At 40.4% G+C, this 25123-nt stretch carries 26 protein-coding genes; 10 read left to right on the forward strand and 16 right to left on the reverse strand.

Translation table 11 applies throughout. The features are described from left to right. The 7 genes from ACU696_RS02240 to radC form a co-directional block, all read right to left on the reverse strand. On the reverse strand, positions 1 to 913 hold a 913-nt coding region (locus tag ACU696_RS02240), incomplete at its 3' end, for a glycosyltransferase (RefSeq protein ID WP_447343028.1). Between the two features lie 24 nt (positions 914 to 937). After that, on the reverse strand, positions 938 to 1735 hold the full coding sequence (gene rfaP / locus ACU696_RS02245; protein WP_115168209.1) for a lipopolysaccharide core heptose(I) kinase RfaP: 798 nt from the start codon (positions 1733 to 1735) through the stop codon (positions 938 to 940). Beyond that, positions 1728 to 2852, reverse strand: a complete 1125-nt coding sequence (locus tag ACU696_RS02250) for a glycosyltransferase family 4 protein (protein ID WP_117162979.1) — start codon at positions 2850 to 2852, stop codon at positions 1728 to 1730. Before ACU696_RS02250 ends, rfaP begins: the two co-directional genes overlap by 8 nt. 1 nt (position 2853) lies before the next feature. Beyond that, the gene (rfaQ, locus tag ACU696_RS02255) at positions 2854 to 3918 is read right to left on the reverse strand and encodes a lipopolysaccharide core heptosyltransferase RfaQ (RefSeq protein ID WP_042851478.1); all 1065 of its coding nucleotides are present in this window, start codon (positions 3916 to 3918) and stop codon (positions 2854 to 2856) included. Positions 3919 to 4116: 198 nt separating this feature from the next. Beyond that, positions 4117 to 4284, reverse strand: coding sequence for a 50S ribosomal protein L33 (rpmG, locus tag ACU696_RS02260; protein ID WP_004265124.1), 168 nt, complete (start codon positions 4282 to 4284; stop codon positions 4117 to 4119). Between the two features lie 11 nt (positions 4285 to 4295). Continuing rightward, positions 4296 to 4532: a 50S ribosomal protein L28 gene (gene rpmB, locus ACU696_RS02265; protein ID WP_004265123.1), complete on the reverse strand. Its 237-nt coding sequence runs from the start codon at positions 4530 to 4532 to the stop codon at positions 4296 to 4298. Positions 4533 to 4806: 274 nt separating this feature from the next. Further along, positions 4807 to 5475, reverse strand: coding sequence for a RadC family protein (gene radC / locus ACU696_RS02270; RefSeq protein ID WP_004906900.1), 669 nt, complete (start codon positions 5473 to 5475; stop codon positions 4807 to 4809). Positions 5476 to 5655: 180 nt separating this feature from the next. Between radC and coaBC the strand changes: the two genes are divergently transcribed. The 3 genes from coaBC to slmA all read left to right on the forward strand — a co-directional run bounded on the left by coaBC (position 5656) and on the right by slmA (position 8126). After that, positions 5656 to 6867 carry a bifunctional phosphopantothenoylcysteine decarboxylase/phosphopantothenate--cysteine ligase CoaBC gene (gene coaBC / locus ACU696_RS02275; RefSeq protein WP_209102519.1) on the forward strand — a complete coding sequence of 404 codons (1212 nt, stop codon included), beginning with the start codon at positions 5656 to 5658 and terminating at the stop codon, positions 6865 to 6867. After that, positions 6854 to 7309, forward strand: coding sequence for a dUTP diphosphatase (gene dut, locus ACU696_RS02280; RefSeq protein ID WP_115168212.1), 456 nt, complete (start codon positions 6854 to 6856; stop codon positions 7307 to 7309). Before coaBC ends, dut begins: the two co-directional genes overlap by 14 nt. Positions 7310 to 7526: 217 nt before the next feature. After that, entirely contained in the window at positions 7527 to 8126 is a 600-nt protein-coding gene (gene slmA / locus ACU696_RS02285; RefSeq protein ID WP_004906897.1) for a nucleoid occlusion factor SlmA, read from the forward strand. A gap of 49 nt (positions 8127 to 8175) precedes the next feature. On the opposite strand, the gene pyrE is transcribed toward slmA, so the two are convergent. Further along, entirely contained in the window at positions 8176 to 8820 is a 645-nt protein-coding gene (gene pyrE / locus ACU696_RS02290) for an orotate phosphoribosyltransferase (RefSeq protein WP_115168213.1), read from the reverse strand. 112 nt (positions 8821 to 8932) lie between these two features. Then, positions 8933 to 9646, reverse strand: a complete 714-nt coding sequence (gene rph / locus ACU696_RS02295; RefSeq protein WP_004265108.1) for a ribonuclease PH — start codon at positions 9644 to 9646, stop codon at positions 8933 to 8935. A gap of 123 nt (positions 9647 to 9769) precedes the next feature. On the opposite strand from rph, the gene ACU696_RS02300 reads away from it, so the two are divergent. From ACU696_RS02300 to ACU696_RS02320, 5 genes are all read left to right on the forward strand, one after another. Then, positions 9770 to 10633: a YicC/YloC family endoribonuclease gene (locus ACU696_RS02300; protein ID WP_004906895.1), complete on the forward strand. Its 864-nt coding sequence runs from the start codon at positions 9770 to 9772 to the stop codon at positions 10631 to 10633. 454 nt (positions 10634 to 11087) lie between these two features. Next, positions 11088 to 12398 (forward strand): MFS transporter, encoded by a 1311-nt coding sequence (locus ACU696_RS02305; RefSeq protein ID WP_209102517.1) that lies wholly within the window; start codon positions 11088 to 11090, stop codon positions 12396 to 12398. Between the two features lie 44 nt (positions 12399 to 12442). After that, positions 12443 to 13090 (forward strand): RraA family protein, encoded by a 648-nt coding sequence (locus ACU696_RS02310; protein WP_209102515.1) that lies wholly within the window; start codon positions 12443 to 12445, stop codon positions 13088 to 13090. 9 nt (positions 13091 to 13099) lie between these two features. Then, entirely contained in the window at positions 13100 to 13891 is a 792-nt protein-coding gene (locus ACU696_RS02315) for a carbon-nitrogen hydrolase family protein (RefSeq protein ID WP_209102513.1), read from the forward strand. Positions 13892 to 14053: 162 nt separating this feature from the next. Continuing rightward, positions 14054 to 14677 carry a GntR family transcriptional regulator gene (locus ACU696_RS02320; RefSeq protein WP_004906871.1) on the forward strand — a complete coding sequence of 208 codons (624 nt, stop codon included), beginning with the start codon at positions 14054 to 14056 and terminating at the stop codon, positions 14675 to 14677. Between the two features lie 76 nt (positions 14678 to 14753). Here the strand turns inward: ACU696_RS02320 and ACU696_RS02325 are convergent, their stop codons facing one another. From ACU696_RS02325 to ACU696_RS02335, 3 genes are all read right to left on the reverse strand, one after another. Beyond that, positions 14754 to 16010 carry a nucleoside permease gene (locus ACU696_RS02325; protein ID WP_004906869.1) on the reverse strand — a complete coding sequence of 419 codons (1257 nt, stop codon included), beginning with the start codon at positions 16008 to 16010 and terminating at the stop codon, positions 14754 to 14756. Next, positions 16007 to 16924 (reverse strand): EamA family transporter, encoded by a 918-nt coding sequence (locus tag ACU696_RS02330; RefSeq protein WP_115168216.1) that lies wholly within the window; start codon positions 16922 to 16924, stop codon positions 16007 to 16009. Before ACU696_RS02330 ends, ACU696_RS02325 begins: the two co-directional genes overlap by 4 nt. 67 nt (positions 16925 to 16991) lie before the next feature. Continuing rightward, the gene (locus tag ACU696_RS02335; RefSeq protein WP_209102511.1) at positions 16992 to 17810 is read right to left on the reverse strand and encodes a purine-nucleoside phosphorylase; all 819 of its coding nucleotides are present in this window, start codon (positions 17808 to 17810) and stop codon (positions 16992 to 16994) included. 189 nt (positions 17811 to 17999) lie between these two features. On the opposite strand from ACU696_RS02335, the gene ACU696_RS02340 reads away from it, so the two are divergent. Next, positions 18000 to 19202, forward strand: coding sequence for an ROK family protein (locus tag ACU696_RS02340; protein ID WP_209102509.1), 1203 nt, complete (start codon positions 18000 to 18002; stop codon positions 19200 to 19202). 77 nt (positions 19203 to 19279) lie between these two features. Further along, positions 19280 to 20050: a hydroxyethylthiazole kinase gene (gene thiM, locus ACU696_RS02345; protein ID WP_209102507.1), complete on the forward strand. Its 771-nt coding sequence runs from the start codon at positions 19280 to 19282 to the stop codon at positions 20048 to 20050. Between the two features lie 67 nt (positions 20051 to 20117). On the opposite strand, the gene ACU696_RS02350 is transcribed toward thiM, so the two are convergent. The 4 genes from ACU696_RS02350 to ACU696_RS02365 all read right to left on the reverse strand — a co-directional run bounded on the left by ACU696_RS02350 (position 20118) and on the right by ACU696_RS02365 (position 25123). Further along, on the reverse strand, positions 20118 to 20822 hold the full coding sequence (locus ACU696_RS02350; protein WP_115168219.1) for a lipopolysaccharide core heptose(II) kinase RfaY: 705 nt from the start codon (positions 20820 to 20822) through the stop codon (positions 20118 to 20120). A gap of 200 nt (positions 20823 to 21022) precedes the next feature. Beyond that, positions 21023 to 22189: a nucleotide sugar dehydrogenase gene (locus tag ACU696_RS02355; protein WP_115168220.1), complete on the reverse strand. Its 1167-nt coding sequence runs from the start codon at positions 22187 to 22189 to the stop codon at positions 21023 to 21025. A 44-nt stretch (positions 22190 to 22233) separates the two neighbouring features. Next, a complete protein-coding gene (locus tag ACU696_RS02360; protein WP_004906856.1) occupies positions 22234 to 23235 on the reverse strand; it encodes an NAD-dependent epimerase in 1002 nt (333 codons plus the stop codon). Between the two features lie 223 nt (positions 23236 to 23458). Continuing rightward, positions 23459 to 25123, reverse strand: a complete 1665-nt coding sequence (locus ACU696_RS02365) for an LTA synthase family protein (protein WP_209102504.1) — start codon at positions 25121 to 25123, stop codon at positions 23459 to 23461.

The raw sequence follows: 25123 nt of genomic DNA on the forward strand, positions 1-25123 counted from the left end.
TACTGCTTTTAGCCTTCAGTAACGGAATGTCTTTCCAAGGTGATGCATTTTTTGCATTAATAAAGGGCTGAGCTGTTGGGTAATTAGCCCACTCATGCCAAGGCTTAGTTGGGCCAATATAATGAATCAATACAGTTTCAGGCGTTATTGGGTTCTCTTTTTTGCCTTTTTGCAGCTCATAATTAATACTATATTGAGTGTTGTATTTGCCATCAAGGTAAATGACTTTCCCTGTTAATAGCATATTTAAGATATCTTGATCTAAATAGGATAATTTTGCTTTAACAACATCTTGAGAAAGTAAGTCCATTGCTTTCGTTGAGATATCAAATTTTGACCAATTCACTAAATTTAAGACTAAAAAACCTGCATTAAAATATCCCGAAGCGATGCTCGGGATCCCTAACGCATCAGCTCTTTTTTGCCACCAAATGCTATCCCTTTCTGGGACAACTGCAGCTATTTCATCATCTTTAAACGGAATATTTAACAGTGGCTGCAGCGTTCCTTGACACATAATATCTGCATCCATATAGATCATTCTATCTAGCTGATTTGAAAAGTAATCCGCAATAATAAACCTGAAATAAGTTGCATATGACCAATTTTTGGTACTTGGTAGCAATTTAAGCTGTTCACAGTCAACTAAATAAACTTTAATACTCGTCTTATATTGCTCTGCGAGCTGTTTAAATAATTTACTTTGCTCATCATCAAAGTAGTCAGTAAACACATGAAATGAAAAAGAGATATCAGGATTTGTTTTTAATAGAGAAGCAATCGAGATCCCACAACCATATAGAAAATTACGGTCAATCCCATAGGAAATATGTAAGCTATCATTATTAACAATAGCGTCTGGTGACGATAAATCAATTTGCTGTGTAACCGCATTTTCTTTATTGAAGAACATTTATATCTCTCTTCTCTCTTTGACTCACAATGACTTTCTAATTGTGCGTTCTTTAATTTGTGCAGCTTTGCTTTCCGCTTTAGCTATCAATGATGTTTCTTGGTGCAAAATAACTCGCAGCGATAAGCCAAAATAGATTTTCATAAAACGAAGAATATCACGCTGAGTTAGCCCAATATTTAATGATGAGTAATATAAACCAATTAAATCTTTATTGCGCCAACGGGTTGGAACAGAATTTCTGAGTTGTGCCCGATGTAAATCAATTACTGATATTTTTAACTGTTCTTCATTTTCCGTAAATGGCAAGTGCAGTAAAAAATGGCAAATATAACAATCACGATGGTTAATACCGGTCGCGTGCATTTTACGCACCATCTTCGCAACACGACGAATAATCATTTGTTTGGTACTAAAAGTTGGCGGGTTATCTAGCCAATTTGCACAATAATCTTCCAAACTCACCGTCGGGGTCAGATCTTCAGTAATAATAAAGGAGTGACGACGAAGAGGGTTAATCCCTTTTTGCCCAAAAGCTCGACCATTCATCGTGTCAACTCCCACTTGAGTCAGTTGATGAATAGCATTCCACTCTCGATCAGCGCCTAATACCGGCAACCGAAAAGAAAATAGATTTTTAAGAACTTCCTTTAGTGTAGTCCCATAATGAATTTTTATAAAATAGCTGCGTCCCTCAAGTTCAAAACGCAGAGTTTTACGCGATTCTAACGCACGAAAAACTTCACCTTGTAGCTTATCCACCTCGATAAATGGATCTTTATTCTTCCACAATTCACTAAAAGGGGGTTTTAACTCAATCATTCGCTTCCCCTAAAATAATATCTGCGGCTTTTTCTGGTAAACTATATAAATCTTCTGTATCGGCAAAATATCGCGCATTACTTGCCCATTGTGCTAATTGAACCGGATTTTTTAAACTATCTTCTAGAGCCAAGTTCAGAACCGTTTGCTCAAAGGGCTCATTTACCACAATACCGCATTTGGCTTGGCTAATAAATGAAGCATATCCACACACTTCTGTGACAATAATCGGTAAACCCGCGGTAATTGCCTCTAATAACACAATACCAGCAGCTTCTTGATAAGCCGGGTGCATTAATATATCGGCTGCAGCCATTAATTCTGCAATATCATTACGTCCACTAAAGAAAGAGACTTGTGAGCCGATTCCTAGCGTTTTCGCTAACTGTTGGTATTTCACTGGTTTATCTTGACCGACTACCATCAATAGCGTGTTTTTCTTAATATCATCGGGCAATGCCGCAATGGCTTTTATGGTCCGATCGACGCCTTTACGTTTGAAGTCAGAACCCACCTGCAATACTAAAAATGCAGATTCAGGTATTTGATTTTTTTCACGATAAACTTTTTTAGCTTCCGCAACTTGCTTATCATACTTTCTATCTTGGGCAATACCGGGTGGCAGCATATGGAAACGCTCATTTTCTGTCCCATAATGCTTTTTAAAATGACTAATTTGATGCGGTGTTAACATGAGTAATTGCGTCGGTTTCCCCACTGCAAAAACAGCTTTTTCAAATGCAGCATAGTGTTTATAGCGAGGCGTCAGCTTATAAAAAAAACCTTTTTCTTCAGCGACTTTTTGTGCATAACAAACATCTGCTGCATAATAAATATCTAGTCCTGGCATTTTATTGAAACCAACTACCCGCTCAGCAGGATGCTGCTTTAAATGCGCCAACACCCAGTCACAATATTGTGCGTTTCGCCCATGATTCGTTTTTGATGTCACCGGCACGATAATAATTTCAAAGCCGCTAGGCTTATCACCATCCCATGATTGGGTATAGACACGTACGTGATGCCCACGTGATTGGCATTCCGTTGCAATACGTAGAAAATCCCGCTGTAACCCACCAAACGGAAAGTATTTATATAAGCAAAATGCCAGATTCATGTTAATACCTTGTCATCATAGAGCGAATATTCATCGGCAATATTTTCTCTGTGGCTTTAATTACATCGGATGCAGGGACAATAGATAAATACTTTTTACTGCGGTCAAGTTCATCTCGCGGAGGCATAGGTTCATAGTCTCCGGCCCAGAATTGCACACTATTATCGCTCCAAGGCCGCCAAAAAATATGATTTGTCGCACCGAAAAGACACACAATTGGTGTTTTGACTGCAGCAGCAATGTGCATCGGTGCAGAATCAACACCGATGAATAGAGCTGCATGAGCAATCAGTGCGCCTAACTCTGGAAATGAAGTCTTTCCTGCAAGCTCAGTAACAGGCGTTGTTTGGCAACCATTTGCAATATCACTGATACATTCTAAATCTTCTTTACTCGGTCCCGATGTTAAAACCACTTGATAACCACGAGACTGCAATGCATCAATGACGGCTGAAAACTTTTCATTATCCCAACACTTAAAAGCTTGGCGCGCTGTTGGTTGAATAACGACATAGCTGCTATGGACACCTAAGCTTAGTAACCTTTCATCAATATTTTTCCAATCCTGCTCTGAATAAGACATCGTTAGATGCGTTTTTAATTCTTTTATTTCTAACGGCTTGAGCACTGATAGGTTATTCAGAACAACGTGTTCGCCTTCAGGTTCTATCAAATGCGTAAAACTATTACGCCAGTATTTAGAATCTCGATGGGTAAATTGATGGGAAATTTTTGTGTCAGCAGGAATAGCCCGAACTAATACACTCACCATCCACTGATCTGCAAGGTTAACAACTAAATCGTATTTATTTTTACGCAGCTTTAGCAGTAGCTTAATAAAATTACATGCTTTACTCAGCCCACTACTTTTTTTCCCCGCCATGCCGTACAAAGCGTTAATTTCAGCATTTTCAGAGAGAATGGGGATAGTATCCTGATAAAGCAAAACGTCAATTTCAGCATCAGGATATCGGTGTTTTAATGAGCTGATAACGGGTGTTGTCAGCAACATGTCCCCATGAAACCTCATCTTGATCACAAGAATTTTTTTAAACTGTTTTTTCACCAGGCACTCTTAATCAAGTCTATATGTAAAAGACAATAGTCATTCGACAACAAATATCATTATTAATTCAATGAATACTCACTATGTTACTACTTTCATAATAATGGTCATAGCTTCGAATGCGCATATCCGCGACAACCCAAATTTTAGGTAAAAAAAAACTCAGCCGAAGCTGAGTTTTTAACGCAGAAAGCAAAATTATTTGATTTTTGCTTCTTTGTAGATCACATGCTTACGAACAACTGGATCGAATTTTTTCAGTTCCAGTTTTTCTGGCATTGTGCGCTTGTTCTTCGTAGTGGTATAGAAATGACCTGTACCTTCAGAAGAGACTAGCTTGATTTTCTCGCGAATACCTTTAGCCATTTTTTAGCTCCTTAGTACTTCTCACCACGGGTACGCAGTTCAGCAAGAACAGCATCAATACCCTTTTTATCGATAACACGCATACCTTTAGCAGATACACGCAGTGTTACGAAACGTTTCTCAGACTCAACCCAGAAACGGTGAGAGTGCAGGTTTGGCAAAAAACGACGTTTGGTCGCGTTTAATGCGTGTGAACGGTTGTTACCGCTCATTGGACGCTTGCCAGTAACTTGGCAGACTCGTGACATGTCTATTCTCCAAAAATCTAATCAGCTCGAGCTTTTTTGTTCTGGGTATGGCCGCCTCGTCAGGCTTAGGAGCCCATCTCAGCAAACTTTCATTGACTGAAAAAACCGTTGATACCTAAATAAAGATTTACTTTACTAAAACGTAAAAATTTACTGAGATAGGCCCTTCTCGCCAAACCCAAGATCCTTAAAGGTGGCGTAGTATACGCTTTCCATCGTTTTCACTCAAGCCCAACACAAAGAAAGTTGTCATTTTTTAGGCAAAAAAATAATTTTATAACCATCCTCGCTCCACAAATGACACACATTGCTTATGCCCAACGACAAAATGGTCAAGTAGTTTAATCCCCATAATAGTACAAGCACGTTGGATACGCTCTGTCACTTGCCTGTCTGCTACGCTTGGTTCCGGATTACCTGATGGATGGTTATGGGCGAGTATAATCCCGTTTGCATTCATTTTTATGGCAAAGCGAATGATTTCTCTGGGGTGAACTTCAACTTTGTTTAAAGTACCTTTAAACAACTCTTCATGACAAATAATTTGATTTTTATTATTTAAAAATATCACAACAAAAACTTCACGCTCTTGCCCTGCGAACAAATCCAACAACTTTGCTTTCAACTGTTCAGGCCCAGTCATCACATCTTCATGTAAAAATTGTTCAGAGAAAAAACGGCGAGCTAATTCACTCACAGCCTGTAATTGGGTAAATTTACAACTCCCCATTCCTTTACATTGCTTGAGTTTTTCGTAGTCTGCTTGTAGAAGCAAATATACTGAACCAAACTCCTGTATTAAACGCTTCGCAAGCTGTAAAACGGGTTCGCCTTGGCTCCCTGTACGTAGAAAAATAGCGAGTAGTTCAGCATCAGATAACGCAGCTGCCCCGTATGCGAGTAGCTTTTCCCTTGGTGGTAGGTCTAGATGTTCACTCATCATATTTTTTGTCCCTAAATCCCTTGCTTCCTTTTTATCTAGTCTAAAAAACATTCACAATCACTCTCATAAGGGTTTGCGTAGCGCTTCGCAAAAATAGTACTGTGATGAAAAATCGAGCGCGCCACCTCGCGCTTCTCTGTGGTAATATGCCTCCCATGTTGACCGAATTGGATAAAAATAATGAATCAACTGTCACTATTAGGTAAGCAGATAGTTATTGGTATTAGTGGGGGCATTGCTGCGTACAAAATCCCTGAACTCACCCGCCGTTTGCGCGATAAAGGTGCGATAGTACGCGTTGTGATGACTCAAGGTGCTAAAGCCTTTATTACACCTTTAACCTTGCAAGCCGTTTCAGGGCATCCCGTTTCTGATGACCTGCTAGACCCTGCTGCTGAGGCTGCTATGGGCCATATTGAACTGGCTAAATGGGCAGATCTCATTATTCTAGCACCGGCTACTGCGGATTTAATTGCTCGCCTCAGTGCAGGAATGGCAAGTGACTTACTCACAACAGTTTGCCTTGCTTCCGCAGCACCGATTGCACTTGTGCCAGCAATGAACCAACAAATGTACCGAGCAAAAGCAACCCAAGAAAATTTAATCAAATTGCAACAACGTCAATGTATGATTTGGGGGCCAGATGCAGGTAGCCAAGCCTGTGGTGATATTGGCCCTGGTCGCATGATTGACCCACTAGAAATTGTTCGTCTAGCCAATGAGTTTTTTACCCCTAAACTCGACTTACAAGGCATCAAATTAATGATCACTGCGGGCCCAACACGGGAAGCGCTAGACCCAGTTCGCTTTATTAGTAACCATAGTTCGGGGAAAATGGGTTTTGCCATTGCTAAAGCAGCCAGTCAACGTGGTGCCGATGTCACTTTAATTGCGGGCCCTGTAAATATTAAAACACCAGAAGGCGTTAACCGAATTGATGTCATGAGTGGCTTAGAGATGTATGAACAAGTGCATCAAACCATTGCTGAACAAAATATTTTTATTGGTTGCGCTGCAGTTGCAGATTATCGAGCAAAAAACATTGCTGAAAATAAAATAAAAAAACAAGGTGATGAAGTTTCGATTACACTTATCAAAAATCCAGATATCGTGGCTAGTGTCGGAAACCTAAAACACAATAGGCCATATGTTGTTGGATTTGCAGCTGAAACCCAAAATGTGGAAGAATATGCACGCCAAAAACGACAACAAAAGCAACTCGACCTCATTTGTGCCAATGACGTCTCACTAGCAGACAACGGGTTTAATAGCGATAACAACGCGTTACATCTTTTTGATGCAAACGGTGATACCTGTTTGCCTCACTGTAATAAAAACGAATTAAGCCACTATTTACTTGACGAGATACTTCAACGTTATGAAAAAAATTGACCTAAAAATCCTCGATAGCCGTATCGGTAATGAATTTCCTCTACCAGCCTATGCCACTACAGGTTCTGCTGGTTTAGACCTACGTGCATGCCTTGATGCACCAATCGATTTGGCACCAGGTCAAACAGAGCTTATTCCAACAGGTTTAGCCATTCACATTGCAGATGAAAGTCTTGCTGCGGTCATCTTACCTCGGTCCGGTTTAGGTCATAAACATGGCGTTGTACTGGGCAACCTCGTTGGCCTCATTGATTCTGATTATCAAGGCCAGCTCATGGTGTCTGTCTGGAACCGCAGTGACAAAGCTTTTACTATTGAACCTGGTGAACGTATGGCACAAATGGTGTTTGTCCCGGTTGTTCAGGCGGAATTTAATATTGTTAATGATTTTGACGCAACAGAGCGTGGAGCTGGTGGTTTCGGTCATTCTGGCCGTCAATAAATAGAACATCCTGATAACTAATATGCTAGATAGAACCTAAATTAGGTTCTATCTTTATGAATAAAAACAATCAGCCGCATATTTTCTTTCAGGAAACTTGCTCAACATTACTTATATTTTAAACATTTTTTAAATCCATTTTGCTTCGTAAGTCTCTTTACTAAGAGCAAAATTTTGGATAGTTTGTTTTGCTGTTTTAGCAGGGGTCTTATTAGACATGGCAGAAAAAGCGATAACACAAAAACGTAACAGACGTGATGAGATTTTACAGGCTCTTGCGTTAATGTTAGAAAGTAGTGATGGCAGCCAACGTATTACAACAGCAAAACTTGCTGCTACGGTTGGTGTATCAGAAGCTGCGCTGTATCGTCATTTTCCGAGTAAAATGAAAATGTTCGATAGCCTTATTGGGTTTATTGAAGATTCATTGGTTTCGCGCATTAATCTGATTTTAACTGATGAAAAAGATACGATAATTAGAATTAAACTAATACTTGCCCTAATACTTGGATTTTCCGAGAAAAATCCTGGGCTTACGCGTATAATGACTGGCCATGCTCTGATGTTTGAGCAAGATAGGCTGCAAGATCGTATTAACCAATTATTTGAACGTATAGAATCACAATTACGGCAGGTGTTAAAAGAGAAAAAAATACGTGATGGCCATGGGTTTATTCATGATGAGTCATTACTTGCTTCTCAGTTACTAGCCTTTTGTGAAGGGATGCTCTCTCGTTTTGTGCGTTCTGAGTTTCGTTATCGGCCAACCGTCGAGTTTGAATCGCGCTGGCCTTTAATTCTAGCTCAGTTACAATAACCGATTATTTATACTACTCACCCCGCCCATCATTGGGCGAGGGCTTTTTTTATTCAATTCCGTATTGTTCGCGATAAGCCTTCATAGCCGCTAAATGTTCCTGCATACCTTCCTTTTCAGCAAGATAGGTAATTAAATCGCTCATGGTAATAATTGAGTAAACTTTACAGCCATAATCACGCTCAACCTCTTGAACTGCTGAAATTTCACCTTTGCCTTTTTCTTGGCGATCAAGGCATAGCAGAACACCATTCAACGTAGCTTGTTGTTGTTTAATAATTTCCATTGATTCACGAATTGCCGTCCCTGCGGTAATAACATCATCAACTACTACAACACGCCCTTGTAAAGGACTTCCGACTAACATGCCGCCTTCCCCATGGTCTTTAGCTTCTTTGCGGTTGAAGCAGTATGGCATATCGATGTCATGGTGCTCAGAAAGTGCTACCGCTGTCGTCGTTGCGATGGGGATCCCTTTATACGCTGGACCAAAAATGACATCACACTCAATTGCGCTATCTTGTAATGCTTGTGCATAAAAACGACCGACAAGTGCCAGATCACGCCCTGTATTAAATAACCCAGCATTGAAAAAGTAAGGGCTTTTACGACCTGATTTCAGCGTAAACTCACCAAATTTAAGTACCTGTTTTTTCATGGCAAGTTCAATAAAATCGCGCTGATAGGCTTTCATTGGTCATTCTCCTCGTTGATGATTATTTATCTATTTTCAAAGCTGGCACACTAGTTGATGAACCAGCAGGCATAAAAAAGGCGACTTTTCAGCCGCCTAATTAATGATTAACTTACTTCAGCGCTTCTCGCTGAGCTTCAAAAATGGTATTTAAACCTGTTTTAGCTAACGCCAATAGGGCTAATAACTCTTCATGACTAAACGGTTCGCCTTCTGCGGTGCCCTGTACTTCAATCATTCGGCCATCATCCATCATGACAACATTCATATCGGTTTCAGCTGCAGAATCTTCAACATACTCAAGATCACATAGAGCTTCTTGGTTTACAATTCCAACCGAAACGGCAGCAACCATTGATTTTAGTGGGCTTTTTGCAATTTTACCTTGCTCAACCATGTTATTCAGTGCATCAACAAGCGCCACACAAGCACCAGAAATCGCTGCTGTCCGTGTACCACCATCCGCTTGAATAACATCACAGTCTAAAGTAATGGTGTATTCACCTAATTTTTTAAGGTCAACCGCAGCACGTAAAGAACGTGCAATTAACCGTTGGATTTCCATCGTACGACCAGTTTGTTTTCCTCGTGCAGCTTCACGTTGATTACGTGAGTTTGTTGCACGCGGTAACATGCCATACTCCGCTGTAACCCAACCTTGCCCCTGCCCTTTTAAAAAGCGAGGAACCCCTTCTTCAACAGTTGCATTACATAACACCTTCGTGTCGCCAAACTCAATAAGAACAGAGCCTTCTGCATGCTTAGTATAGTTGCGCGTGATGGTAATCGGGCGCATTTGGTCTGCTTGTCTATCTGCTGGGCGCATGGTGTTATCTCCATTATCAACTCAAATTGGGACGCATTATACGTTGTTCAAGCGATAATGCCTATCCTGTCATCCTGCATAGCGTTATAATCCCCTAAATCTTTACGATAATGGGAACGAATTATGATCCGTAGTATGACCGCTTTTGCCCGTCGGGATATCAAGGGTGAATGGGGGAATGCGGCCTGGGAGCTGCGTTCCGTGAACCAACGTTATTTAGAAACGTATATTCGCTTACCTGAGCAATTCAGAAGCCTTGAGCCCGTTATTCGCGAACGTCTGCGTTCTCGCCTAACACGTGGAAAGGTAGAATGTAGCCTACGCTTTGAGTTAGATGGCGCAAATCGTGGTGAATTAATCCTAAATGAACAATTAGCACGCCAATTAATCAGTGCTGCGAATTGGGTTAAAAATTACAGCCATGAAGGTGAAATAAACCCATTAGAAATTTTGCGTTGGCCGGGTGTGATGTCAGCAGGTGAACAAGATTTAGATGTCATCAGCGAACAGTTACTGGCAGGCTTAGATGAAGCTATTGATGCTTTCATTCAAAGCCGTGAAGCTGAAGGTGCTTCATTGCATGCACTCATCGAACAACGCCTTGATGGCGTCTTAGTTGAAGTCGCAAAAGTACGTCAACATATGCCAGAAATTTTACAGTGGCAACGTGAACGCTTACAAAATAAGTTAGAAGAAGCTGATATTCAAGTGGATAACAACCGTCTGGAACAAGAACTTATTCTATTGGCTCAACGTGTTGATGTTGCAGAAGAACTGGATAGACTAGAAGCTCACGTTAAAGAAACGCGTAATATCTTGAAGAAAAAAGAGGCAACTGGTCGCCGCCTTGACTTTATGATGCAAGAATTCAACCGCGAAGCTAATACGTTAGCGTCAAAATCAATTAATAGCGAAGTTACAACCTCTGCAGTTGAACTCAAAGTATTAATCGAGCAAATGAGAGAACAAATTCAAAATATTGAATAATCACTCTTTGACGATTTTAATCCATAAAAAGCTAATCGACCTTAATTATCGTTTGGCTTTTTTTGGAGATATTCTCAATATTTACTCGAAATAGGTGCTAGTTGTCACGATTTTTGAAGCTATATTCCACAACAACCCTTCGACGATATTAAAAAATTTATACCGAAGCAGTATTAATTATTCTTTCTCAAATAATTAGTAACGTCGATTAAATCGTTCCCCATGAAATCATAACAACTTGATTTTTCATAATAAAATTTATTACCTATCTATTTTCCTAAAAATAAGATCTCGCTCATAAATCAATCAAATGTTTTGAGTTCAGTCACAGATAACAAAACAGATCTTTGACACCTCAATAACTGCTTATTAACATCCATCTTGTATACAAGTTGAATTCAATATAAATACAATAAGGTTGATTACCTCGACAAACCAATAAAAAGGTAACTCTATGTCACATAATGATTCTGTTGTAACACCAGCAACGAAAGACTCACCAGGGCGTTTACGTTGGGGATTAGCAGCAATATTTTTTATTATCGGTTTGATTGCGTATATGGATCGCGCCAATATTTCCATTGTGGCCGAACATATGATGACCGATTTAGGAATGAGCAAAGTTCAATTTGGCTTTTTGGGTGCGTTATTTTCTCTTGGCTATGCACTAGCCCAAATCCCAAGCGGGATACTTGCAGAGCGGTTTGGTAGCAGACTAATCGCAACCATCAGCCTATATATTTGGTCTGCATTTACCATCTTAACTGTCGTGGCTCCTACCTATATTTGGCTATGTATCGTACGCTTCCTATTCGGCGTTGGGGAAGCGCCGCTCTACCCTGCAAATGCCGTTTTTAATACATGGTGGTTTCGCCAAAATGAAAAGGCACGAGCCGCTAGCTTCTTACTTGCCGGTTCCTATTTTGGGCCTGTGATTGCCCCCACTCTTACCGTATTTATTATGATTTCATTCGGGTGGCATGCCGTTTTCTATATATTTGGTGTGATTGGCATTCTTATCGGCATGGTTTGGTATTTTTTTGCCAGAAATAAGCCTGAGCAACACCCTAAAATTTCTCAAAGTGAAATCGCATTCATCCATGAAGGCCGAACAATTAGTGAGCAAGGCGGTACTGATGTTAAAGCCCCTTGGCGCAAATTTATGAAAGAACGTCCTTTCTGGGCTGTTGGCTTCCAATATTTTTTTGTTGCCTATATGACCACCTTATTCATGATTTGGTTACCCACCTACTTACAAGAAGCTCGAGGCTTTTCATTAACCCAAATGGGCGTAGCCGCCAGTTTTCCTTGGTTAGCAATTTGTATCGCAGTACTCACTGCAGGCTCAATTTCTGATTGGTTACTCAACAAAGGGTACTCGCAGTTAGTCGCTAGGGGCTATATCGCGATTGCCGGTTTTATTCTATTTATCGTGGGGATTTGCGGCGCAGCTCAAACTGAAAGTGCCATCGCTAGTGTTGCATGGCTAACCCTTGCGCTCGGCGCTCTAGGATTACCAGTTGTGACCTCTTGGGCAATCGCAGCAGATAAAGGCCGCCAATATGCTGGCTCGGTCAGTGGATGGATGAACTTGTGGGGTAATCTCGGTGGTGTTATTTCCCCTATTTTATGTGGCTGGCTTGCACAGCATTTTGGCTGGACCGTCGCTTTACTTTTCAATGTGATACCTATCAGTTTAGCGATTGTTTGCTGGTTTTTCATTCAGCCTGATAAACCTTTAGCTGCTGCCGTTAATCCTGACTAATTTTTACCCAAAACACATTATATTCAATAAATAAAGGTGTCCCTATGTTTACATTAAATCCTCGAGTTGCCTGTTTTAGCCCAGAAGTTATCGAAAGTTGCCGTGATGTTTGCCCGTCAACTATTGGACACATGACTGACTTCGGTTTTCTAAAAACATTACGCCCACAAATTGAACAGAGCCAATTTATTGGTAATGCTGTAACTGTACGTATTCCGCATATGGATTCATCTGCTGTACATAAGGTTTTCGACATCGTGCAAGAAGGCGATGTTGTCTGTATCGATATGTCTGGGGATTATGATCGTGCTTGTTGGGGCGAAATGGTTTCTTACATGGCACGGGCAAAGAAAATTGCCGGCGCAGTTATTGATGGCTGTGTCACTGATATCAAAGCATTACGTGAGATTGGTGTTCCTATTTATGCACGTAAAGTGAGCCCGTTGACGACGCGAATCTTAGGTATTGAAGGCGCAATTAATGTGCCAATTAGTATAGATGGCGTAACGATTCATCCCGGTAATTTAATCATCGCAGATGGTGATGGCATTTTAGTCGCCGATGAAGTTACTCTGCAAGAATATCGTCAACGAGCCCTTAATGCTCAACATGCTGAAATTGATGTTAAAAAGCGCATTGATGCTGGTGAAACATTAGCGGCGATTTCAGGTGCAGCTAAATTTTTTGAATAAGGAGACTCCATGAAAATTGCAATTGCTCAGCTTGCCAGTAGCCCAGATAAAGCTCTAAATTTAAAAAAAGCCTGTGACGCTATACAAAAAGCTGCTCAAGGCGGTGCCGACCTCGTCCTATTGCCGGAAATGTTCATGGCATTTGTTCCTGCAGATAGCGGTATTAGCTATGCCGATGTCGCAGAGCCTGTTGATGGCCCTTTTGTCTCCGAGTTGGCAAAAACCGCGCAACAATGCGGTATTTATGTGACTTGTGGAATTTATGAAAGTGCCCCGAATGAGCCGAAAAGAGCATTCAACACGACAGTTATGTTGAACCGCCAAGGTGAGCTTATCTATCATTACCAAAAAACCCACCTGTACGATGCCTTTTCATATCAGGAATCCCTCAACATTATTCAAAGTAATAATGCGTTAAAACCTGTGGAAACTGAATTTGGCAAAATTGGCGTTTTAGTCTGTTATGAGTTGCGTTTCCCAGAAGTTGCTCGAAAACTAACCTTAGCTGGCGCAGACCTTATACTCGTTCCCACAGCATGGGTAAGTGGGCCACTTAAAGAGGAGCATTACCAAACATTAGTTAAAGCACGCGCTTTGGAGAACACAATTCCTGTCTGCGCATGTGACCAAACTGGTAATATTTTTATTGGCCGCAGCCTTGTTTGTGATGCGCTTGGCGTAACCATTGCCTCTGCTGGCTACGATGAAACACTATTTTTTGCTGAAATATCAACGCAGCATACCGCAGAAACACGAGAAAAATTACCTTGCATGCAAAACCGGCGCCCTGAGCTGTATTAGTCTAAAAAACTGGCAAGGATGCTGGTTTATTCAACAAGTTAAGTTCAATTACCCACCAAAATTTAACAGCGCCCTAAATAATATAAAACTAGTGCATTACTTGTATACCAGCCTATTCCTTTCTATACTCACTAAAATTTCTATTATTAACACAAGATCCTGATGAAAGATAAACCACTAAGCCAACAAGCCTATACCGCAATTAAGCATAAAATTCTCAGTAAGCAATTTGGAGAGGAAAGTTATACCTCTGAAAATAGCTTAGTTGAGGAACTCGGTATGAGTCGCACCCCAATTCGCGAAGCCTTATATCAATTGCAAAATGAAGGCTTAGTCAAAATTATCCCTCGAAAAGGTGTTTTTATTCAGAAACTATCCTTAAAAGAGACTCGAGATAATTATGATTTACGCTTAGCAATTGAGTCTCATGCAATTAAATTAGTACGTGAATATTTAACTAATGAGCATTTTTCTATTTTAGAGGCCATTATTGAGCAGCAAAATGAACTATTGAAGGAAAATGACTATCAAGGTTGGATAAAAGAAGATGAACGATTCCACCGTTTCTTCTTAGAATTATTGGATAACTCAGTTTTCTTAGATTTAGCGGACAATATTCGCCAGCGAGTATATTTTCAGCCCGACCCTATTTATCGCAATGAATATTATTATGAATCTACACGCCAACATCAGCAATTGGTTGAGCAACTCAAAGCAAAAGAATTTACCCTTGCGGAAGAAACGCTGACTGAGCATATTTTACGCGGTAAACGTAATTATGTTTAATGTTAAAACTAACAAAAAAGAGAAAACCAAATTTATGGTTTTCTCTTAAATTGAATGTTATTTATAACGATTTATCTTAGCTAGATTTGGCTTCTTTCAGTGCTGCGTCTTTATCATGGTGATAATGGAACGTAAATTGGAATATTATTGCCAATACAACAGTATAAGAAGCAAAAACTAACCAAATCATTTGCCAATCTTTAATACCATCCACGGTGTAATAGTCGACAACCAATCCACTTAGTATCGCACCAAAATAGGCCCCAACACCGTTAACCATCGTCATAAATAAGCCTTGGGCACTCGCACGCATACGCGTATCTACTTCTCTTTCAATAAATATAGAGCCTGAAATATTAAAGAAATCAAATGCGCAGCCATAAACAATCATCGACATGATCAAGAACATCAAACCAATGGCTGATGGGTCGCCAAACGCAAAGAAACCAAAGCGTAGTGTCCAAGCGAACATACTTAATAACATGACCGTTTTAATGCCATAGCGTTTCAAGAAAAATGGAATTGCTAAGATAAAACACACTTCAGCCATCTGAGAGATCGATAATAATATCGATGGATACTGTACCACCAAACTATCTTGGAATAACGGGTTCAGCCCGAAGTCGTGCAAGAATGGGTTACCAAATGTATTCGTGATTTGTAAAACAGCGCCAAGTAACATAGCGAATAAGAAAAATACCGCCATAATAGGCTTTTTAAATAACACCAAAGCATCTAAACCTAGCTTACTGATCCAGCTACTTGAAATCGCTTTTTTATTGACTTCAATTTTTGGCAAAGTTAGTGAATAAAGCGCTAAAAGCAATGAACAACCACCTGCAATATAAAGCTGCATACTACTTAGCTCAAATTTCAATAAGCTAATGCTCCACATTGCAACAATAAAGCCTACCGTACCAAACACACGAATAGGTGGAAAGTTACTCACTGAATCGAGCTGATATTGGCTTAATGATGAATAACTGATGCTATTTGAGAGTGCAATTGTTGGCATAAAGGCCATTGCATTAATTAACATCACCCAGAACATGATAGTTGAACTTGTGACTGTTGCGGCATAAAACAATGCAGCAGCCCCAATTAAATGGCAAATCATATATAAACGATTTGCTGGAATATATTTATCTGCAATGATTCCGATAAGCCCGGGCATTAAAATGGCAGCAATACCCTTTGAGCTATACACCATACCGACTTCTGCACCTGAAAAACTCAATGTTTTCATCATGTACGAGCCGAGTGTAACTAACCAACTTCCCCAAACAAAATATTGCAGGAAAAGCATGATTTTCAAGCGGGATTTAATATTCATACAAGGCTCCGTTTGGAGTTATATTTATTTGTTTTTATTTTCAACTCAGCAATGGCAACACCCATAAGGATGACAGCAACACCAACAAACTGAATGAATTCAAGAGGTAAATGCAATACTGTTACGGATAATAAAATCGTGACAGGTAACTGCATTGAGCTAACAATGGTCGCTAAACTGGTACCGATCAGTGGAGTACCTTTGGCAAACATCCACATACCGAAGAAAGAACCAAAGAAAGCCAGAGGTAATCCGTATGAGAAAAATAGAGATTGAAACGTTGATGCGCTCAATAAGAATGTTGGCGGAACAACAATTGATGTCAAAATTGCGCCCCCTGTTACCATAATTGCAGAACGCATCATAGGATCTGTTTTAACCGCTAATGCTCCACTGACGTAAACACGAATAGCGTTCGATAATGCTGCACATAATCCTAATAGCACACCAAGCCAGTGAAACACGATCCCTGAACTGTTTAACAAACCTGTCGCTAATACTGTTCCAATTAATATCACCACAACTGACACCATGGTCATTACGGGAGGAATTTTGCGGTCAATAAATGCGTTAATTGCAACCCCCATCCATGTAAATTGCAAAAAGAGTACGACACCAAGTGCAGGGGATAAATATTGCAATGATGCATAATACAAAAGCCCGGTTAACCCGGTTGTCATCCCAGTGAGTAACATTAATAGGCCTTGCCGACGTGTTGGCCATACTAGACGTGCTTTTTTAACTAATACGCCTGCGACAACAAAAAACCACAGTAAAATCGCACCTAATACCGTTTGGCTACCGATGACATCATTCAAGGAATACCCTGCGCGGTAGGCCAACACGACGAGTGTTGAAAGGATGCCATAACTACAAGCGCCTAAAGAAACTAAAATTAGACCTTTAAATTTCATTTCAATATTCACCTTATTTAGTGTCATGGACATCTTTATATTAGTTTGAGAAAAAGAACCTAAAAAATTAGAAGCGTTCGATCACGCCTGTCACTAATTTCAAGAAGGTCGCTTTAACTTTTTCAGCTGTTTCAATAACTTCGTCATGACTAAGTGGCTGTTCTAAAATACCGCAAGCCATATTGGTTAAGCAGGAAATGCCCACTGTTTTAATTTGTGAATGATGAGCGACCAGAGCTTCTGGTACGGTAGACATACCAACAGCATCTGCGCCTAAGGTTCTGATCATACGAATTTCGGCAGGTGTTTCATAAGTTGGGCCTGTCCACCATGCATAAACACCTTCACGGACAGAAACACCTTGTTCAGCCGCTACATTCTTGATTGTTTGGCGTAATTCTTTGTTATACACCTCACTGACATCCAAGAAACGCACCCCTAATTCAGGGTTATTTGGCCCCATCAGTGGGTTATTTGCAGTTAAATTAATATGATCGGTAATAATCATCAGATCACCTGGGTTGAAGCCGGTATTTACCGCACCGCAGGCATTGGTGATAATCAATTTTTCGACACCTAGCGCTTTCATCAAACGCACAGGGAAAGTGACTTGGTCAAGGGTAAAGCCTTCGTAATAGTGGAAACGGCCTTTCATGGCAACCACATTTTTACCTGCGATGGTGCCGATCACCAATTCATTGGCATGCCCAACGGCTTCAGATTTGGCAAAGTGTGGAATTTCGCTATAAGGAATATGCACTGCATTTTCTAATGTATCCGCGAACGGACCGAGTCCTGAACCCAGAATAATGCCCACTGTTGGTTTAATATCTGTGCGAGACTGAATAAAGCTTAAGCTTTCTAGAATATCTTTTGTATGATGCATGGTTGTCTCCAAATTGACATCGACTAAAAATGGTTAAAATCGATCATAAAGCAATTTAGAAACAGAACAGCGATCTTAATCTCATTTTAATAAAAAGTATTTCGATATGATGTGCCACATGAAGCAGAATCTTATGCGTATATTTGCTAGTCTTTATCGATAGAGTCGGAATGAAAAGGAGTGAGGCGCTTGTTACATACACTATTAAATGAATTTCGCACCTCAAAAAATTCAAAAACACAAAAACTCAAAACGCTTTACCGATTAATTTTAAACCATGGTCCCATTAGGGCAGAGACGTTGACATCACTGGCTAGCATGAAACCAGCAACTTGTGCTCGGTTACTCGACGAACTGGGGAGAAATCACTTAATTTCGACTTCTGAGCTCGGAGAGTCGACCGGTGGCCGCAAACCAATCCTCTATAACATTAATGCTGCAGATGGTTATCTTGTTGGCATTGAAATGAGTGATATATATTCAACGATTGTTTTACAAAACCTAAAATTGGATATTTTAGGTATGGTAAAAGTGAAATATGAGCACCTAGAAACCGCAGAAAATATGGTGGATCATCTGCTCAACAGATTAGATATTTTATTAGCTGAACATGGACTTAGCGTAGAAAGCTTGTTGGGTATCGGCATCGCCATCGACCATATTTTAGAACGTGATAAACTGCCATATCATCAATACCACGCAAGAATAAAAGAACTTCACGACTACATTTCCAGTAAAGTTCCTTGTTTTGTGTTACTCGGAAGTGGGATTAGTTTTGCGGCTTTTGCTGAGTATCGTTTGCGCTATACCTCGGATAGCCAACGATTTTTATTCACAACCTGTGATACTGATATTCGCAGTTGTACCATCATCAATAACCAATATGCTCCGGCCCCCATTAGTACAGCTCAAGCCTTTGGCCATACAACGATTGATATTAATGGCCAGCGCTGTGAATGTGGGTCATTTGGCTGTTTAAAGCAATATAGTTCACTGTCTGCGATTAAGTCACGGGTGATCCAGCAACTGAGGTTGGGTAAAAGTTCAATAATCAATGAATTAGTTAATAATGAGTCTGAAATTAGCTACCATACTATTTTCCAAGCTCTCACATTGGATGATGCCCTGTGCCTTGAAGCGCTGGGTGAGGCGGCCTATTATTATGGTATCGCCATCGCTAATGCTATTTTAACGACGCAAGCCGATGTGGTGGTGTGCGGCGGCACCCTAACACCTAAAAATCACTTTTTTGAGATGACCAAAAAGTCGATTGAAGAAAAACTCGCTATTTTCCCTCATATTAAGACACGCATTTATCCCGCCAATGATTCATATGAAATCGTTGCTCAGGGTGCTGGTGGAATGGTAATGGAGAAGTACCTTGCTGATTAAGCGGTTCTTTCATTAAAACAGATAGAGTGTAGAATAAATCAACAAACCTATACTCTATCACTATTAATGAGGGGATCATGTTAGAATTTGAACACATCAGTAACACGACAAAATCACTGGTACTACAGCAACTTAATTCTCAATCCCCTCTTGTTCATTGCATGACAAACGATGTTGTTCAGACCTTCACTGCCAATGTCCTATTAGCACTCGGCTGCTCCCCTGCCATGGTGATTGAACCCGAAGAAGCTGAGCAGTTTGCCGCTATCGCACATAGCTTACTAATTAATGTAGGCACATTAACAACAGAGCGTCGATATGCGATGAAATGTGCGGTTAACAGTGCCAATCAAGCACAAAAACCTTGGGTACTTGACCCTGTTGCGGCAGGTGCGCTCAGCTTTCGTACACATTTTTGCCATGAATTGTTGACACTCAAGCCTACCGCTATTCGCGGTAATGCTTCTGAAATTATGGCGTTAGCAGGAAGCAGTGCAGGTGGCAGAGGCGTTGATTCCCTTAACTCCACTGATGATGCACTCCCCGCGGCACAATTATTAGCGAGACAAGCTAAGACTATTGTTGCGATAAGCGGTGAAGTGGATTACATCACCGATGGAACACGCACCTTTGCGGTGACTGGCGGCCATATTTTAATGACTCGGGTGGTCGGTACGGGATGCGCTCTTTCTGCGGTGGTTGCTGCATGTTGTGCTCTACCTGGTGATAGGCTGCAAAATGTTGCCGCTGCTTGCGCTATCATGAAGCAAGCCGGAGAAACCGCAACCCAGCGCTGCCATGGGACGGGCAGTTTTATCCCTGAATTTTTAGATGCGCTTTATCAATAGTTTTGTTGTGATCGGTAACTTTGTTATTTTCGGTAATTTAGTAGTAATGAAAACTTGGCATAGCACACTAAAGCCGAGTTTTCTTTCCTCTTATTTTTCTTGACCAATGACGAAAGTTATCTCTAAAACGAATAAAGCGATAAACACAATTTTTGCTATCGGGTTCAATATCGTAAAAACGCTGTAATGCAATTAAATCATTCGCTTTGCAAATAGCAAAATTACCATAATCTGATAAATCAATAACCTTTAGCCCCACATTGGTTACAACAAAGTTTCCTGCATGGATGTCATTAGAAGATAAACCATAGTTATGTAATTGGTTAATGACAGACTTCATTTCTGCATAGTAAGGCGTAATATCATCCAGTTCAGATAAAACCGTTCCTTCCACATATTCCGCAATAATCCATGTTTCTACTGACTCACGACCGACCATTTTTTCAGCAACGAAATAGATGTCATTGGTTACCATACAACCTTTATTTTGAGCAGAGACTAATCGCATTAATAACTGTGAATAAAAAGGTCCTGAAATAATACGCATTAACCGTTTTTCAATACGCTTATCCCGTTCTTTTTCACATTTAATAATATAGTTTTGCCCATCTACATGAATACGAGCAACACTTCTCTCAATATTTCCGCTACCTAAATTTTTACCCGAGATCTTCCCATCAATATAATCATTAACAATTTGCCAAAAATCTATCTCACCTTCTTTTTGATAGGTGATAAAACCGTCTCTTTGTTTTTTTATTATGTTCTGCATAGCAAAATAGCCAATTTTTAATCAATTGACGGATGCTAGCAAATGGCAAACGACATTTCTTAGCGATTGTTGCAAAATGGCGTCTAAAAATAGGTAAGTTGTGCGATATACCTCAAAATTGGTAAGGTTTTAGAAAAGCTGTACGGCTCTATCTATGAGAGCAGGTCACCATAGTGCCAACCTACTCTCATAAAAACCGCTTAGTCGTTACCAAATAAATCGCGGGTATAGACTTTCTCTGCCACATCTTCCAGCTCAGGCACCATCCGGTTGGCTAAAATAATGTCGCTTTCTGCTTTGAAAGTCTCTAAGTCACGAATAACTTTAGAGCGGAAAAACTCTTCTTCTTTTAAAACAGGCTCATACACCACCACTTCGATACCCTTGGCTTTGATGCGTTTCATCACACCCTGTACCGCAGAGGCGCGGAAATTATCAGAGCCTGCCTTCATCACTAAGCGATAAACACCGACTTTACGTGGTGCTTTAGCAATGATTGCATCGGAAATAAAGTCTTTGCGGGTGCGGTTCGATTCCACAATGGCGTTAATCAAGTTATTTGGCACGTCATCGTAGTTAGCTAACAGTTGCTTGGTATCTTTTGGTAAACAATAACCACCGTAACCGAATGATGGGTTGTTATAATGGCTGCCAATACGTGGGTCTAAAGAGACTCCTTCAATAATTTGGCGTGCATTTAGACCGCGGCTTTCTGCATAGGTGTCGAGCTCATTAAAGTACGCCACACGCATCGCTAAATAGGTGTTGGCAAACAGCTTAATGGCTTCGGCTTCGGTGCCGTCGGTAAATAACACGGGAACGTCTTTTTTAATTGCACCTTCAAGCAGTAAATCCGCAAAAATTTTCGCGCGCTCAGAACGCTCTCCTACCACGATACGGGACGGGTGCAAGTTATCCCACAAAGCGCGGCCTTCACGTAAAAATTCAGGAGAGAAAATCACGTTGGTATAACCAAATTCTTCACGTAAACGCGCGGTAAAGCCCACCGGAATAGTGGATTTTACGATGATCGTCGCTTGCGGGTTAATTTCATTCACATCATGAATAACAGACTCAACCGATCTAGTATTGAAGTAATTGGTTTTTGGGTCATAGTCAGTTGGTGTAGCCACAATCACGTACTGAGCGCCTGTGTAGGCCTCTGTTTTATCTTCTGTAGCGCGAAAATTGAGCGTCTTTTCCGTTAAAAACTGCTCAATTTCTGCATCAACAATCGGTGATTGATGGTTGTTTAACATCGCCACTTTTTCAGGGATGATGTCCACGGCGACCACTTCGTGGTGTTGTGACAGCAACATGGCGTTAGATAAGCCGACGTAACCGGTTCCTGCGATTGCTATTTTCAAACTTGCCTCTCAAATCCTGCTAAAGATGTTACAGCTTATTGATATTATTGGTGGTAATAAGAACGATACCAATCCACAAATGCCTGAACACCCTGCTCAATAGAAACTTGTGGGCGATAACCTGTCACATTAAACAAGTCTTCTGTATCCGCCCAAGTGGTGTATACATCCCCCGCTTGCATAGGTAAAAAGTTTTTAATCGCTTCTTTACCCAGTGCTTTTTCCAGTGCAGAAATAAATTCAATCAATTTAACGGGTTGACCATTACCAATATTATAGATTCGATATGGCGCGCTGCTTTCTGCCGGTGATGCCGAAGGGTTATTCGGGTTTGCTTGTGGAATTATATCTGAAATACGGATCACACCTTCGACAATATCATCAACAAAAGTGAAATCACGACTGAGATTGCCGTTATTATAGACATCGATAGGCTCGCCCGCCAAAATAGCTTTCGTAAACTTGAATAAAGCCATGTCTGGGCGTCCCCAAGGGCCATAAACCGTAAAGAAGCGCAGCCCTGTAGTCGGCAACTGATATAAATGTGAATATGAGTGCGCCATTAATTCATTGGCTTTCTTTGTTGCCGCATACAGTGAAATAGGGTGATCGGTTGCCATGTCCGTGGTAAATGGCGTCTTATCGGTTACTCCGTACACCGAACTTGAAGAGGCATAGACCAAATGCTTCACTTTTGCTTGGCGACAGCCTTCTAAAATAGCGAGGTGACCAGTCAAATTACTGTCTGCATAAGCAAATGGGTTTTCCAATGAGTAACGGACCCCCGCTTGTGCTGCTAGGTGAATGACTCGGTCAAATTGCTCTTGGGTACACAATACCCGAACGGTTTCACGGTCAGTGAGGTCAAGATGAATAAAGCGAAATAAAGGGAACTGCTCCAATAAATGTAAACGGGATTGTTTAAGCCCTTGATCATAATATGCATTTAAGTTATCAATCCCAACAACTTCATGTCCGTCCTCTAATAAACGCTGGCAAAGCTTAAAACCAATAAAACCCGCACTTCCCGTGACCAAATATTTCATATTCATTGTCTTCTAGCGTTAAACCATTCTTAAGCTCTAAATGAGCACCAAATTTCACAGAAAAAATACCTAAAATTAAGACAAAAATAATAACGAATGGTTTTGTTATTAAAACAAGAAAGCCTAAAAAAATAATAAATTTTAAGAAAGTATTAATATTTTAGGTAGGAAATAACAAAAAAGAGGGGATCAGCCGTAAATATCTACGGCTGATAATAACATACTATTGCATATCACCTTTATTGGCGTTAGCCGCTTCTAAAGTTCCATAAACATAGTTACGGTAGCTATCAAGTAACTTCTGGTCTTCACAATCATTCAGCTTGCCATCACATAAGTGACGCATTTTGATGTTGGCCTCATAAAATGGGGAAATTTTTAAATTTGCCCTTTCCAATAAAATACCGCCTAAGAAGGAAATATCGGTTAGCTGGCCCGTTTTGATCACCGTCCCTGATTTTAAATTATCCCGTAAGGTAAATTGTGTTAAGTAAGCGGGAGATGAAAATGAAGAATTATACTGATTTAAACTAATGCCTGGTTGATGGTCACCAAAATATAAAAACATCAACGGGCGCTCACGTTTTTCAATAAAGTCTGCAAAATCGCGTATTGATGCATCTGAAGTGACGATTTTGTACATATAATGGCTAAATTCACCCGCAGCATCAGGGTTTTTAATTTTGTCTTTTATGCCATAGTCATCACTATGACTCTCTTTATAAGGGCCATGTTCATACATGGTAAGAGAGAAAATAAATACAGGTTTATCTGTTTCTTGAGCTAAGATTTCTTTCACGTATTTCAGCATATCATCGGTGCTGATCGTCCATAAGTTATCTTGTAGTTTTCCTGGGTAGCCAAGTTCTTGTGGTTGAATAATTCTATCAACCCCAAGCGTTTCATAGGCATGGCCTGAATGGTATGCACCTTTATTAAAAGGAGTAAGTACCACAGTATAATAACCGTTGGCCTTCATTTCTTTGAATAAGCTATTTTTAAGGTGGTCAACGATAAAATAAAATACACCGCTTTTTTGCGCACCGAAATCATCGCTATTTAAGCCAGTTAAGGCGGAGAATTCAGATAACCAAGTTCCCCCTCCAAAAGTTTGTACCCGCATCTGACTATGCGCACTTACGCCATTATCTTGCTGGAACATAAATAAATTGGGAAGCTTGGTTCCTTCAGGTAAATCATAAATATGTGGGTCAACAGTAGATTCTTGTAGTAATAAAACGATGTCTGGCTTTTCTGATACCATATTATTTTCTAGGGAGATAGCAGCTGCTTTTTTCACAAAGTAATCAGCTGAACCTGCAAATTCAGGAGACTGATAACTCGCATTTTGTGCTGACATAATAATATTGGTCACTGTCCCTCGGCCTTTTGGCAACGTCTGAGACCATCTGTCATAATAATGTGAGCTTGTGAAGTTAATACTAAAATAACCTGCAACAATAAGAACGACACCAATAACGCGGGTAATCTTTGATTTACTTGGTTTCACCAACCGCCAGCTAATAACCCCATTAATGACTAATAATATAAGCAACCCGACCAATGCGACACCCGCTAACCAATAATGACCCAAGGTCCCCATATTGGAAGTGTCCGTCATGATATTGATATCACTAAAGAAGAGTTGTTCTTTGTAATAATGAACTTTTAACTGGTTCAGGAATTTAATGATGATAAATAATGTACTGGTAATAATCACAGAAAATAACCAGCGGGCTGTTAGCACCATTAAAATACCGAATAAAACGGCATATACACTGACCGATATGAGTGCAGGATAAATTACACTACCTTTTTCAAAGACTAAGAAAAGGGAGCCAATAAAGATCAATGCCAGATAAAAGCCTGCAAATAACTTTTTCTTCAT

Source organism: Providencia sp. PROV_01, assembly GCF_053098325.1.

Bases quoted from the DNA above. Each gene is read 5' to 3' on its own strand.
- rfaP (WP_115168209.1), bottom strand. From the start codon at position 1,735: ATGATTGAGTTAAAACCCCCTTTTAGTGAATTGTGGAAGAATAAAGAT.
- ACU696_RS02250 (WP_117162979.1), bottom strand. From the start codon at position 2,852: ATGAATCTGGCATTTTGCTTATATAAATACTTTCCGTTTGGTGGGTTA.
- rpmG (WP_004265124.1), bottom strand. From the start codon at position 4,284: ATGGCTAAAGGTATTCGCGAGAAAATCAAGCTAGTCTCTTCTGAAGGT.
- rpmB (WP_004265123.1), bottom strand. From the start codon at position 4,532: ATGTCACGAGTCTGCCAAGTTACTGGCAAGCGTCCAATGAGCGGTAAC.
- radC (WP_004906900.1), bottom strand. From the start codon at position 5,475: ATGATGAGTGAACATCTAGACCTACCACCAAGGGAAAAGCTACTCGCA.
- coaBC (WP_209102519.1), top strand. From the start codon at position 5,656: ATGAATCAACTGTCACTATTAGGTAAGCAGATAGTTATTGGTATTAGT.
- dut (WP_115168212.1), top strand. From the start codon at position 6,854: ATGAAAAAAATTGACCTAAAAATCCTCGATAGCCGTATCGGTAATGAA.
- slmA (WP_004906897.1), top strand. From the start codon at position 7,527: ATGGCAGAAAAAGCGATAACACAAAAACGTAACAGACGTGATGAGATT.
- pyrE (WP_115168213.1), bottom strand. From the start codon at position 8,820: ATGAAAGCCTATCAGCGCGATTTTATTGAACTTGCCATGAAAAAACAG.
- rph (WP_004265108.1), bottom strand. From the start codon at position 9,646: ATGCGCCCAGCAGATAGACAAGCAGACCAAATGCGCCCGATTACCATC.
- ACU696_RS02300 (WP_004906895.1), top strand. From the start codon at position 9,770: ATGATCCGTAGTATGACCGCTTTTGCCCGTCGGGATATCAAGGGTGAA.
- ACU696_RS02305 (WP_209102517.1), top strand. From the start codon at position 11,088: ATGTCACATAATGATTCTGTTGTAACACCAGCAACGAAAGACTCACCA.
- ACU696_RS02310 (WP_209102515.1), top strand. From the start codon at position 12,443: ATGTTTACATTAAATCCTCGAGTTGCCTGTTTTAGCCCAGAAGTTATC.
- ACU696_RS02315 (WP_209102513.1), top strand. From the start codon at position 13,100: ATGAAAATTGCAATTGCTCAGCTTGCCAGTAGCCCAGATAAAGCTCTA.
- ACU696_RS02320 (WP_004906871.1), top strand. From the start codon at position 14,054: ATGAAAGATAAACCACTAAGCCAACAAGCCTATACCGCAATTAAGCAT.
- ACU696_RS02325 (WP_004906869.1), bottom strand. From the start codon at position 16,010: ATGAATATTAAATCCCGCTTGAAAATCATGCTTTTCCTGCAATATTTT.
- ACU696_RS02330 (WP_115168216.1), bottom strand. From the start codon at position 16,924: ATGAAATTTAAAGGTCTAATTTTAGTTTCTTTAGGCGCTTGTAGTTAT.
- ACU696_RS02335 (WP_209102511.1), bottom strand. From the start codon at position 17,810: ATGCATCATACAAAAGATATTCTAGAAAGCTTAAGCTTTATTCAGTCT.
- thiM (WP_209102507.1), top strand. From the start codon at position 19,280: ATGTTAGAATTTGAACACATCAGTAACACGACAAAATCACTGGTACTA.
- ACU696_RS02350 (WP_115168219.1), bottom strand. From the start codon at position 20,822: ATGCAGAACATAATAAAAAAACAAAGAGACGGTTTTATCACCTATCAA.
- ACU696_RS02360 (WP_004906856.1), bottom strand. From the start codon at position 23,235: ATGAAATATTTGGTCACGGGAAGTGCGGGTTTTATTGGTTTTAAGCTT.
- ACU696_RS02365 (WP_209102504.1), bottom strand. From the start codon at position 25,123: ATGAAGAAAAAGTTATTTGCAGGCTTTTATCTGGCATTGATCTTTATT.